At 69.1% G+C, this 12,539-nt stretch carries 9 protein-coding genes; 6 read left to right on the forward strand and 3 right to left on the reverse strand.

Features of this window, described 5'->3' with window-relative positions:
• The first annotated feature begins 57 nt into the window (after positions 1–57).
• Positions 58–1,263 (forward strand): signal recognition particle-docking protein FtsY, encoded by a 1,206-nt coding sequence (ftsY, locus tag AR539_RS00505; protein WP_066431217.1) that lies wholly within the window; start codon positions 58–60, stop codon positions 1,261–1,263.
• 85 nt (positions 1,264–1,348) lie between these two features.
• Here the strand turns inward: ftsY and AR539_RS00510 are convergent, their stop codons facing one another.
• Both AR539_RS00510 and AR539_RS00515 read right to left on the reverse strand, forming a co-directional pair.
• The gene (locus AR539_RS00510; protein WP_157360881.1) at positions 1,349–3,028 is read right to left on the reverse strand and encodes a hypothetical protein; all 1,680 of its coding nucleotides are present in this window, start codon (positions 3,026–3,028) and stop codon (positions 1,349–1,351) included.
• A 111-nt stretch (positions 3,029–3,139) separates the two neighbouring features.
• Positions 3,140–4,387, reverse strand: a complete 1,248-nt coding sequence (locus AR539_RS00515) for an MFS transporter (RefSeq protein WP_066431219.1) — start codon at positions 4,385–4,387, stop codon at positions 3,140–3,142.
• 262 nt (positions 4,388–4,649) lie between these two features.
• Between AR539_RS00515 and AR539_RS00520 the strand changes: the two genes are divergently transcribed.
• On the forward strand, positions 4,650–6,017 hold the full coding sequence (locus AR539_RS00520; RefSeq protein WP_066431221.1) for an ammonium transporter: 1,368 nt from the start codon (positions 4,650–4,652) through the stop codon (positions 6,015–6,017).
• Positions 6,014–6,352, forward strand: a complete 339-nt coding sequence (locus AR539_RS00525; protein WP_024366371.1) for a P-II family nitrogen regulator — start codon at positions 6,014–6,016, stop codon at positions 6,350–6,352. Before AR539_RS00520 ends, AR539_RS00525 begins: the two co-directional genes overlap by 4 nt.
• 1,056 nt (positions 6,353–7,408) lie before the next feature.
• Here the strand turns inward: AR539_RS00525 and AR539_RS00530 are convergent.
• The gene (locus AR539_RS00530) at positions 7,409–8,800 is read right to left on the reverse strand and encodes a glucose-6-phosphate dehydrogenase (RefSeq protein ID WP_066431223.1); all 1,392 of its coding nucleotides are present in this window, start codon (positions 8,798–8,800) and stop codon (positions 7,409–7,411) included.
• 152 nt (positions 8,801–8,952) lie between these two features.
• On the opposite strand from AR539_RS00530, the gene ffh reads away from it, so the two are divergent.
• From ffh to AR539_RS00545, 3 genes are read left to right on the forward strand one after another with little or no spacing between them, the layout of a single operon-like run.
• Positions 8,953–10,539, forward strand: coding sequence for a signal recognition particle protein (gene ffh, locus AR539_RS00535; RefSeq protein ID WP_066431228.1), 1,587 nt, complete (start codon positions 8,953–8,955; stop codon positions 10,537–10,539).
• A 59-nt stretch (positions 10,540–10,598) separates the two neighbouring features.
• The gene (locus tag AR539_RS00540; RefSeq protein WP_066431233.1) at positions 10,599–11,342 is read left to right on the forward strand and encodes an alpha/beta fold hydrolase; all 744 of its coding nucleotides are present in this window, start codon (positions 10,599–10,601) and stop codon (positions 11,340–11,342) included.
• Positions 11,343–11,365: 23 nt separating this feature from the next.
• Positions 11,366–12,448, forward strand: coding sequence for an amidohydrolase family protein (locus AR539_RS00545; protein ID WP_066431237.1), 1,083 nt, complete (start codon positions 11,366–11,368; stop codon positions 12,446–12,448).
• Positions 12,449–12,539 lie beyond the last annotated feature (91 nt).

Here is a 12,539-nt window from a genome sequence, read left to right on the forward strand (position 1 = left end):
ACCGGGACCCGGTGGAGGGCTCCGCGACGGCGTTTCGGGGTGTGAGAAGCTAGGGGAGTGAACGACATCCTCCCTATTCTTCTGCCCATTCTCGCCGCCCTGGTGGTTCTCGGTGCGCTCCTTCCGGTCCTGATGAAGACCCGGAAGAACATCACCAACTACCCCGAAAAGCGTGACGCGAACGATCCCGTCCAGCCGGGCGGCGGAACCCTCCTCGAGGACCGCCCCGCGCCGGTGCGCGACCGCAACGCCCCCGGCGCCGTCGACGTCGGGGACCTGGAAACAGTCGAAGTCCCGGACACCGTTGCCGGCCTGGAAACGGTGCCCGTGGAGACGCCGCTGCCGGTGGCCGGCCGCCTGGTCCGCCTGCGCGAACGCCTGGTCAAGTCCAACAACATACTGGGCAAAGGCCTGCTGGCCCTCCTCTCCGCCGACAAGATCGATGAGAACGTCTGGGACGAGGTGGAGGAGACCCTCCTGCTCGCCGACCTGGGCACCGAGCCCACCCTCCAGCTGGTGGACGCGCTGCGCGAACGCGTGAAGGTGCTGGGCACCCGCTCACCGGAGCAGGTCAAGGCCCTGCTGCGGGAGGAACTCATCAAGCTCGTGGACCCCACCATGGACCGCAGCCTGAACGTCACCCGCCACGCCGACAAGCCCGCCGTCGTGCTGGTGGTCGGCGTCAACGGCGTTGGCAAGACCACCACCGTGGGCAAGCTCGCCCGCGTGCTCGTCGCTGAGGACAAGGACGTGCTGCTGGGCGCGGCGGACACCTTCCGCGCCGCTGCCGCCGAGCAGCTCGCCACCTGGGGCCAGCGCGTCGGCGTCCCCACCGTGAAGTCCGACGTCGACGGCGCGGACCCGGCGTCGGTCGCCTATGAGGCGGTCAAGGCCGGCATCGATCAGGAGGTCGACGTCGTGATGGTGGACACCGCCGGGCGGCTGCAGAACAAAGTCGGGCTGATGGACGAGCTCGGCAAGGTCAAGCGCGTCATCGAGAAGCTGGCCGAGGTGGACGAGGTGCTGCTGGTCCTGGATGCCACCACCGGGCAGAACGGCCTCAACCAGGCCCGTGTGTTCGCCGAGGTGGTCAACATCACCGGCATCGTCCTGACCAAGCTGGACGGCACGGCCAAGGGCGGCATCGTGGTGGCCATCCAGAAGTCCCTGGGTGTCCCGGTCAAGCTGATCGGCCTGGGCGAAGGCGCGGACGACCTCGCCCCCTTCGACGCCGAGAACTTCGTTGACGCCATCCTGAACTAGGCTCCCCTTAAACGCCGCTGGCTCCCAGCCGTTGCCGTCCGGACGATCCGGTTCGGGAACAGCTGGGAGCCAGCGGTGTTTGGGGCTAGTGCTTGAAGTTCAGGACGGTGACCGTTCCGGCCGTCAGCTTGAACGTCTGCTGACGGGAGCCGTACGCGAACCCCTCCACTGTGGCGCGCTCGGCCAGCGGAATCGGTTCGGACTTGGCGCCGTCGATCACGGTGCTGTCCTCGGCGGCGAAGCTGGGACCGGACATCTGGGTCATGGTCCCGGTCAGGGCGCGCTCGGGCAGATTGAGCGTGACCTCGGTCTGGGCCGCCTTCTCAGGGTCGTTCTGGTTGACCAGGACCACGCTGGTGCTGCCGTCGTCGTTCCGCAGTGCGTAGCTGTACATCAGGCCGCCGCCCTTCGAATCCAGCTTGAGGTACTTGCCGCCCTCCATTTCGGCCACCATGGAGATGCCGAAGAAGTTCGCGCGGCCGGAGAAGTTTCCGTCCGGCTTCAGGTAGGCGCCGCCGCTGCAGATGGCCGACATGGGCGGGCCGCCCTTGCAGGTCAGCATCGAGCTGTGGAACCCGATCCGGGTGATGCCCAGCTGCGCGGCGTTGAGCGCGTAGTCAGCGGTCCACAGCGCCGAGGCGTGGGTCCGGGAGGTCTCGTTCGACCCCGGGCACGCGGCGATGCCGGTCTCCGGCAGCCAGGTTTCGATTCCTGCGGCCCGGGCGGTTTCGAGGGCCGCCTGCTGGTAGTCGCTGGCGCGCTGGTGCATCAGCGGGCTCATCACGTTGGCGATGGTCGGCGAGCTCTTCGGGTCGCCGCCGTCGCAGCTGTGGAGCGGGTAGTTGTGGAAGGACAGGATCTTCTTCTGCGGGATGTCAGCATCGATGAACGGCTGCCACCATTTGCGGTCGTACGCGCCCGGGCCCGAGATGGGCACATTGGGCGCCACCGCGTTCATGGCCTTCGCGTAGGCCTTGAGTTCCTCAACGTACTGCTCCGTGCTGTAGCCGCCCGGGCGGACACCGTTGGCACCGAACCCGTTGGGCTCGTTCCCGACCGTGAAGCTCAGCAGCCGGGGGCCGAAGATTTCCGTTGCGTGCTTGGCCATGTCGGCGGCGCGCTCCGGATCGTAGTGGCCCAGGTCCACGGTGAGGCTGACGGTCGCATCCGCAGCTTCCAGCAGGGTGTTCAGCCGGGCCAGGTCCGCCGGGCCGACGGCCCGGACCGGGTGCGCCTTGTCGCCCTTGTAGCCGGTGGCCGGAACGGCCTCGTTGGTGGAGGTCCAGAAGAAGCGGCGGTCCACGGCGTTGCCGCCGAAGCGGAGCACGGGCTGGTCGGCTTCCTTGAACAGTTTCACCAGGGAGGCGTTGTCACCGCTGAGCATGGGATCGGCCAGGTCGGTGGCCTCCAGCGAGATGCCAACGAGTCCCTTGGTCAGGGACGTGCCGACCTGGTCGTTCGAGACACTGACCTGCAGCGGCTCGACGGGCTCCAGCGGGGAGCCGGCGGGCGGGCCCGCCTGCTGGTAATAGGTGACCTCCGGCGCCGGGGGCAGCGCGGCCTCGGATGTGGGGGCGGTGCCCGCGGGGGCCGCGGCGTCTCCGCCGTCGGCCGGCCGGAGGAAGAACACCAGGGACGCCACAACGGCGATGACCGCAAGGACGGACAGGACGACGGCGGGGCGCAGCTTCCGGGGCCGCGTTCCGGGCGTGTCCTCCCGTCTGGAATCGGGCGCGGGGTCGTAGTGCGGGTCTTGGGGTGGCATGACTAAGTTCTCCGGCTTCTGGGTGGGATCTCCCAACAGCCTAACGAAGTCCGCCGCCGGGCGCCCCCCGCGGGACGCCGGAACTGCTTGCCGTGTGCCCTGGCAGGGGCGTCAGGCAGCGCGGTGAACGGGGCGCTGGAATGTCTCGCGGGCCAGCAGCCAGCCGGCGGCGGCCGCGATGAGGACACCGCCGGTGACACCGAAGGCCCAGCCGTAGCCCAGCCGGTCGGCGAGGAGGCCCGCCAGCACCGGTCCGATGATCGCGCCGCTGTCCGCCGTCATCTGGAAGATGGCCAGCACCCGCCCGCCGGAGCGCTCGTTCCCGATCACGTCGGCCATGGCCGCCTGCTGGGCCGGGCCCAGCAGGCCGGACCCGACGCCGGCAACAGCCGTGGCCAGCAGGAACCAGAGCAGCTCGTGGGTGAAGCCGATGGCCGCCGTCGCGGTTCCGGTCACCAGCAGCCCGGAAATCATCAGCGGCTTCCGGCCCAGGGTGTCCGCGAGTTTGCCGGAGAACGTCAGCGCCACGGCGTTGGCCGCGGCGAATACCGCCAGCGCCCAGCCGGCGGATTCCGGCCCGGCGTTCAGGGCGGCAACGGCGAAGAGCGGCACCGTGGCCATCCGCACCCCGAAGGTGGCCCAGCCGTTGGCGAAGCTGGAGAACAACCCTGCCCGGTAGGCACTGTCCCGCAGAGCGTCGCGCAGTTCCATGGCCGGGGCCGTGCTCCCGTCCGGGCGGGAGGCGGCCGGCACGTGGCTGAGCTGGGTCTGCACCACCAGCGCGGCCAGGACCAGCGCGGCCGCGTAGACCAGGAACGGCACGCGCAGCCCGAAGCCGGCCAGCAGGCCGCCCACCACCGGGCCGCACACGTTGCCGATCAGGAACGCCGAGGCGTACGCCCCGGAAACCCGGCCCCGGCTTTCGGGCGGGGCCAGCCTAACCACCAGGGCCATGGACGCCACCGTGAACATCACTGAACCCGCGCCGCCGAGGCCGCGGAAGATCAGCAGCTGCCAGTAGTCCTGCGCAAACGCACACGCCGCCGTCGACGCCGCAACGATCAGCAGGCCGGCCACGTAGACCGGCCGTTCCCCGAGCCGCACGATCAGCGCACCGCCGGCAGGGGCGAACACCAGCCGCATAAAGGCGAAGATGCTGACGATCACCGCGGCCGCCGTCGCGCCGACGTCGAACGTGGTGGCGAACTGGGGGAGGACGGGCGCCACGAGGCCGAAACCGAGGGCGATGAGGAAGGCCGCGACCAACATCACCTTGATGTCCCGGGGCAGCACTGCCTTTCCGCTGCTGCGGGGGGATGCCAGCGGCGGGGAACCCGCGGGGCGGGGGGTCTTACTCATGGCGGTGGCTTCCTGGCGGTGCGGGCGCACTGGCGTGCGGGGAGAAGTGATGTTGGAACGGATGAAACATAACCGTAACAAGAAGGATTTGCACCATTTACTTCCGGGAGGTTCTTGTAACAACCCGGCAATCTAATTCCTCCACCGGCGAAACACTCCGCGGACAAACTTTTCTGTAGAACGCAACCAGCGTTGAGGCATGCGGAGGACACTCCGCGAAACACCCAACAGATTCGCATCCAAGCAAGGGAGGACGTGCACCATGGAACTTACCGCAGGTCACGTATGGCTGATGGTGGCGGCGGCACTCGTGCTGTTCATGACACCAGGACTCGCATTTTTCTACGGCGGCATGACACGCGCCAAGGCTGCACTGAACATGATGATGATGAGCTTCATCTCCATCGGCATGGTCGGTGTGGTCTGGGTGCTCTGGGGCGCCTCGATGAGCTCCGGCGAGGGCTTCATGCAGATGGTCGGAAACCCGTTCGCCACCTTCGGGCTGGAGGGCATCGACACCCCTGACGGTCTCATCAAGGTCGGCTACGCGGCCACCTTCGCCATCATCACCGTCGCACTGATCAGCGGCGCCATTGCCGACCGCGCCAAGTTCGGCGCCTGGTCCGTCTTCGTCCCCGTCTGGGTCACGCTGGTGTACTGCCCGCTGGCCTACATGGTCTGGGGCGGCGGGCTGTTCGGCCCGGAAGGCGCCATCGGCCAGGCCCTCGGCCCGGCGATTGACTTCGCCGGCGGTACCGTGGTCCACATCAACGCCGGCGTCGCCGCACTGATCCTCGTGCTGATCATCGGCAACCGCAAGGGCTTCGGCAAGGATCCCAACCACCGCCCGCACAACATCCCGTTCGTGATGCTCGGTGCCGCGATCCTGTGGTTCGGCTGGTTCGGCTTCAACGGCGGCGCAGCCACCACCGCGGAACAGGGCGGCCTGATCTGGGTCAACACCCTCGCAGCCCCGGCCGCGGCCATGCTCGGCTGGCTCATCACCGAACGCATCCGCGACGGCCACCCGACCTCGCTCGGTGCCGCCTCCGGTGTTGTCGCCGGCCTCGTCGCCATCACCCCGGCCTGCGCCAACGTCAGCCCGGTCGGCGCCCTCGCCCTCGGCCTGATCGCCGGTGCGGCATCCGCCCTGGCCGTGGGCCTCAAGTTCCGCTGGGGCTTCGATGACTCGCTCGACGTCGTCGGCGTCCACCTGGTCTCCGGCATCATCGGCACCGTGGCGCTGGGCTTCATCGCCCTCCCCACCGACGGCGTCGGCGGTGGCCTGTTCTACGGCGGCGGCCTCACCCAGATGTGGGCCCAGCTCGCAGCGGCCGGCATCGCCATCGCCTACTCGGCAGTGATGACCTCCATCATCGCCCTCGCCATCCACAAGACCATGGGCTTCAGGGTCTCCCAGGAGCAGGAAGTGGTGGGCGTGGACCTCAGCCTGCACGCAGAGACCGCCTACGAGTTCGGCGTCGGCGGCCACGGCGGAAGCTTCACCCCGCTGCATGAGCTCATCACCGGCAAGACGCAGGCCGTGGCAGTCCCGGCCGCCGAAACGGTGGACGCGGCATCCAACGGCAAAACGACCGCAGCAGCAGGCAAGGAAAGTGTGGAGGCATGAAACTGATCACAGCAATCGTCCGGCCGGAAAAGCTCGACACCATCCGCGAAGGCCTCGAAGCCTACGGAGTGCAGGGCCTCACCGTCAGCGCAGCCAGCGGCTACGGCCGCCAGCGCGGCTACACCGAGGTGTACCGCGGCGCCGAGTACAACGTGGACCTGCTCCCCAAGATCCGGGTAGAGGTCCTGGCCACCGACGAACAGGCGGACGACATCCTGGATGTCATCATCGCCAGCTCGAATACGGGCCGGGCCGGAGACGGCAAGGTGTGGACGATGGATGTGTTCGAGGCAGTACGGGTCCGCACCGGTGAGCGCGGATCGGCTGCCATCTAGGCAAGAACCTCACAGCTCCAAGCAACGCATCTCCATATAACGCAGCGGGCCGGGAACCTGAAAGGGTACCCGGCCCGCTGTGCTGTGCCCGCTGGCTTCCGGACCACGCCCGACGGCGGCCCGCCCGTTCCGCCACGCGAGTCGTTTTCGACGCATGAAGCGCCCGGCGACGCGCTGCGTGTCCTTCGACGCGCTAGTGGTCTGGCGAGGCGGTAAGTGCTTGGCGCTGCGGTACTCCGGTGTCGTCCGGCAATTTGCGCGTCGCTGAGCAAGAACCGCATCGCCAGGAGAGCAGGTCGGCCCGGGCTCCATGCCACCGCCGGCCTCCACGCTGCCCGAATGGTTCGGCGCGGCGTGGCGTGTCCGGCGACGCGCGAGTGGTCAGGCGACGCGTAAGGCGCCTGGCGACGTGCTCTACCTTCCCGGCGGGGCGCGGAGGTTCTGGCGGCGCGCTACCCGCCCTTCGACGCGCAAAGTGCCTGACGCGGCGGTATTCCCGTAGCGTCCGGCAATTTGCGCGTCGTGGAGCGGGAAACGCGTCGCCAGGGCGCCCGACGTCGGCCCGCACCCGCCCGCCAACCTCAGCCGCGCCACATCCGCCCGGCCCCTGCGCGGAGCGTTCCTCGACGCGCTGGGTGTACTTCGATGCGCGAAGGTTTTGGCGACGCGCGAAGTGTCTGACGCAGCGGTATGCCCGTAGCGTCAGGCTTTTTGCGCGTCGCGGAGCAGGAACCGCATCGCGACGACGCCCGCGGCGGCCCGCACCCGCCAGCCTCAGCCGCGCCACATCCGCCGGCCCTGCGCGGAGTGTTCTTCGAATCGGGTTGGGCCCGGCGACTCGCTTCGTGTCCCGCGAGACATTACGTGTCCGGCGATGCGCGAATGTTCTGGCGACGCGGAAAGTGCCTGGCGCGGCGGTATTCCCGTGTCGCCCGGCTTTTTGCGCGTCGCGGAGCGCGAATCGCGTCGCCAGGACGCCGGCGGCGGCCGGCACCTTCCGCGCCGCGCGCCGCGTCGGCACCCCAGTGGTCTATCGCCGCCCGACGGCCGCGCGCGTCAGCGGGCCGGCCAGCCTTCCGGGCCGGCGCTTCCGGCGGGGTACTCATCGAGCGGCACGCTGTCCTTGGCCCAGGCCTTCAGGACCGGCTCCAGGATCCGCCAGCAGTCCTCGGCGGTGTCGGCGCGGACGGAGAGCAGCGGATCCCCGGTGAGGACGCCTTCCAGGACTTCGCCGTACGGCAGCAGTTCGGAAGCGCTCAGCTCAGCCCTCAGTGTGGCGCGGTCCAGGCTCAGCACGTCGCCGGGGCCGTTCACATCGACGTCGAACTGCAGCGTGTCCGGCCCGAAGCCGATCCTCAGCTGGTTGGGGGAGTCCACGCCGGTGAAGCCCTTGGGCAGGTGCGGCACGGGCCGGAACGTCACCACGGCTTCCTTCCGTTTGTTGCCCAGGGCCTTGCCGGAGCGCAGCGTGAACGGGACGCCCTGCCAGCGCCAGTTGTCGATCTCCACCTGCACTTCGGCGAGCGTCTCGGTGCCGCGTGCGGCGTCCACGCCTTCCTCCTTGGCGTAGTCCGGAACCTCCCGGCCGCCCACAGTTCCCGCGGTGTACCGGGCCCGGCGGGTGTTCCTGGCGTAAGGCGCCTTGATGCTGCTCGCCCGCAGCACCGTGGCCACGGCATCCCGCAGGTCACGTTCGTCCACGGAGGCCGGCGGTTCGATCGCCATGAGGGCCATGATCTGCAGCAGGTGGCTCTGGACCATGTCGCGCAGGGCGCCGGCGCCGTCGTAGTAGCGGGCGCGCCCCTCGAGGGCGAGGTCCTCGTCGAAGACGATCTCGACACTCTCGATGTGTTCGCGGTTCCACACCGGCTCCAGGAAGGTGTTGGCGAAGCGGAGGCCCAGGATGTTCAGTACCGTCGCCTTGCCCAGGAAGTGGTCCACCCGGTGGATGTGGTCCTCCGGCACCAGGGCGGCCAGGGTCTGGTTCAGGTGCCGGGCGGACTCCTCGCTGGAACCGAACGGCTTTTCCATCACCAGCCGTGTCCCGGCAGGCACCTGCGCCGGCTCCAGTGCCTCGCAGGCCAGCTGGCTGACACGCGGCGGCAGGGCAAAGTAGATGGCCACGGGTCCCGGAAGCTGCGCCAGCAGGCCCGCCAGCTGCCCGTCCGCGGTGACGTCCAGCTGGTGGTAGCTGGTGGTCTCGCGGATCCGCTTGAGCTCCCGCTGGCCGGCGGCGTCGGCCTGGGAATTGGCGTCCGCAAAAGAGGTGTCAACACGCTCCCGCCACTGCTCCGGTGTCCAGGCGTCCGAGCCCGCGCCCACCAGGGCCAGCCCGTCGGCGCGTCCCCGGGCGACGAGCCTGGCCAGTCCCGGCAGCAGGAGCCTGCCGGTGAGGTCGCCGGACGCGCCGAGGATGAGCAGGGTTTTTACAGTTGTTTGGCTGGTCACCTAAGCCAGCATGCCATCTTGAACGCGCGTCTTGGTACCCTAGATAGTCGAGTCCCGTTGTCGAGGCGGTTCGTTCACGCGAACCTCAGTCGCGACGCTGGCGTGCCGGACCGGCCGCCATCCGAAGATCCACTGAAAGAAGTGCACGGCGCGTGTTCAATTCACTCTCTGACCGGTTGACAGCAACCTTCAAGAATCTTCGTGGCAAGGGCCGCCTGACCGAGGCGGACGTTGACGCCACAGTCCGCGAAATCCGGCGCGCCCTCCTGGACGCCGACGTCGCAGTGCCCGTGGTCCGCGAATTCACCGGCCGCGTGCGGGAGCGCGCGCTCGGCGCCGAGGTCTCCGCGGCGCTGAACCCGGGCCAGCAGATCGTGAAGATCGTCAACGAGGAGCTCGTCGAGATCCTGGGCGGAGAGACGCGCCGGATCCGCCTCGCGAAGACCGGACCCACCATCATCATGCTCGCCGGCCTCCAGGGTGCCGGTAAGACCACGCTGGCCGGCAAGCTCTCCAAGCACCTCAAGTCGCAGGGCCACAGCCCCATGCTGGTCGCCTGCGACCTGCAGCGCCCCAACGCCGTCACCCAGCTCCAGGTGGTGGGCCAGCGCGCCGGAGTGCCCGTCTTCGCCCCGCACCCGGGCGCCAGCTCCACCGAACTCGAGCACCCGGCCGGCGACCCGGTCGCCGTCGCCCGCGCCGGCGTCGAGGAAGCCCGCCGCACCCTGCACGACGTCGTGATCGTTGACACCGCCGGCCGCACCGGCGTCGACGCCGAAATGATGGAACAGGCGCGCCAGATCCGCCGCGCCATTGTTCCCAACGAAGTGCTGTTCGTGGTCGACGCCATGATCGGCCAGGACGCCGTCAACACGGCCATGGCCTTCGATGAGGGCGTCAACTTCACGGGCATCGTGCTGTCCAAGCTCGACGGCGACGCCCGCGGTGGCGCCGCGCTCTCCGTTTCTTCGGTCACCGGCAAGCCCGTGATGTTCGCGTCCACCGGCGAAGGCCTGGACGACTTCGAGCTCTTCCACCCGGACCGCATGGCCTCCCGCATCCTCGACCTCGGTGACGTGCTCACCCTGATCGAGCAGGCCGAGAAGAACTGGGACAAGGACGAAGCCGCCCGGATGGCGAAGAAATTCGCCGACCAGGAAGACTTCACCCTGGATGACTTCCTCGCCCAGATGCAGCAGATCCGCAACATGGGCTCCATGAAGAAGATGCTCATGATGATGCCCGGTGCGCAGAACATCCGGCAGCAGCTGGAGCAGTTCGACGAGCGCGAGATCGACCGGGTCGAGGCCATTGTCCGGTCCATGACCCCGCATGAGCGGGTGGCTCCGAAGATCATCAACGGGTCCCGCCGCGCCCGCATCGCCCGCGGTTCCGGCGTCCACGTCTCCGAGGTCAACGGCCTGCTGGAGCGCTTCGCACAGGCCCAGAAGATGATGAAGAAGATGGCTGCCGGCGGCGGAATGCCCGGCATGCCGGGGATGCCCGGCATGGGCGGCGGCGGGCCCCGCAAGGGCGCCAAGGCCGCACCCAAGAAGAAGGCGCGCTCCGGCAACCCGGCCAAGGCCGCGCAGGAGCGCAAGGACGCCGAGGCCCGGCGTGCCGCCGGCGCCAAAGCCCTCCCCACCGGCGCCGCGTTCGGCCAGCAGGGCGGCGATTTCGATCCGTCCCAGCTGAACCTGCCGAAGGGCTTTGACAAGTTCCTCGGCGGGGGCAAATAGGCCCTGCCGGCCGAGATGTCGCCGGCCCCTTTGCGGGGCCGGTGCCATAGGGTTAGACCATGTTCAAGCAGCGCGTAGTTTTCGTCCACGGGGCGGGCAGCTTCGGAGCTGCGGCGTGGCCGAAACAGCACGGCATGGCGCTGAACTATGACGCCCTGTTCCTGCGCCGCCACGGCTTCGACCCCGTGGCCGAACCGCTGGAAACCGACTTCGCGGCCGACGCCGCCATCGTCCTGGGCTCCCTCGCCGACGACGGCCGCGGCGCCGCCGGCGGGCACGTCGTGGCGCATTCCCAAGGTGCCATCGCGGCCATGATGGCCGCCGTCGAGCGCCCCGACCTGGTGCAGTCACTGACCCTGGTGGAACCGGCCTGCCTTTCCCTCACCGCGGAGCTGCCGGCCACCGCCGCGCACCGGGCGCTTATGCAGCCGCTCTTCGAGGTCCGCCACCATCTGGGCGACGAGGATTTCCACCGCGAGTTCGTCCGCCGCGTGTTCGCGGCCCACACGCCCGCCCAGGCCGGCCTCGGCGCTCCCGAGGACCAGCGGGAGGCGCGCCGGCTCCGCCTGCAGGCCCCGCCCTGGGACGCCCCGCTGCAGATCGTGCCGGGCGTTCCCACGCTGGTGCTGACCGGCGGCTGGGAGCCGCTCTACGAGGAAATTGCCGGCTACCTGCGCGAGACCGGCGCCCTGCACCGCACCGCGGCAGGCGGGCACCGGCCGCACGACTCCGTTGAAGGTGACCGGATCATCCGGACGTTCATCGCCGACGTCGGACGCCAGCAGCACGCCCGCGCCTCCTGAAGCAGGCACCTTACGCTTAACCCATGACCCGCATCATTGAGTTCAGCGGCACCGTCCTCACCGGCCCCGGCACGGAGCACCACGGCCTGTGGTCCGTCGACGGTCACCTGACCTTCCGCAGACCCGCAGCCGCCCCCGACCTCATCCTCGACGGCTGGGTCATCCCCGGGCTGGTGGATGCGCACTGCCACATCGGGCTCGGCCCCGGCGGGGAAGTGCCGGAAGGGCTGGCTGAAGAACAGGCCGTGACCGACCGCGACGCCGGAACCCTGCTGGTCCGCGACGCGGGCGCCGTCCACGACACCCGCTGGATCCAGCAGCGCGCCGACCTGCCGCGCCTCATCCGCTCCGGACGGCACATCGCGCGGACCCGACGCTACCTGCGGGGGTTCGCCGTCGAGGTGGAGCCTGGGGACCTGGTGGAGGCCGTGCGCAAGCAGGCCCGCGCCGGCGACGGCTGGGTGAAGCTTGTGGGGGACTGGATCGACCGCGACGCCGGCGACCTCGCCCCGAGTTTCCCGGCCCGGGCCCTGAGGGACGCCGTCCAGGCCGCGCATGACGAGGGCGCCCGGGTCACGGCCCACTGCTTCGCCGAAGACACCCTCGATGACATGCTCGACGCCGGGATCGACTGCATCGAGCACGCCACCGGCCTGCTTCCCCGCCACCTGCCGCGGTTCGTCGAACAGGGCGTGCCGATCGTCCCGACCCTGGTCAACATCGCCACGTTCCCCGATATCGCCGCCCAGGCCGACGCCAAGTTCCCCCGCTACGCGGCGCATATGCGCCAGCTCTGGGAACGCCGGGCGGAGCGCGTCCGGGAAGCCTTCGACGCCGGTGTCACCATCTACGCGGGAACGGACGCCGGCAGCGTCATCAGCCACGGACGCATCGTCGACGAACTTGAGGCGCTGCACGCCGCCGGGCTCCCGGCTGCCGCAGCGCTCGACGCCGGCGCCTGGGCCGCACGGGACTGGCTCGGGGCGGACGGCATCACCGAGGGCGCCAGCGCAGACGTCCTGGTCTTTGCCGACGACCCGCGCAGGAACCTGGCCACCCTGCACCACCTCAAAAACATCGTGCTGCGGGGTGAACCGGTCCGGTAAAAACCTGCCTGCTCCATTAGGAATAAATTGAAGCTTCAAGTAATTTATATCTATGAAGGGTCATCGAGGGACGGTGGCCGCCGAAGCATCG

It is taken from the genome of Arthrobacter sp. EPSL27, from assembly GCF_001512305.1.
Lineage (GTDB): Bacteria > Actinomycetota > Actinomycetes > Actinomycetales > Micrococcaceae > Arthrobacter.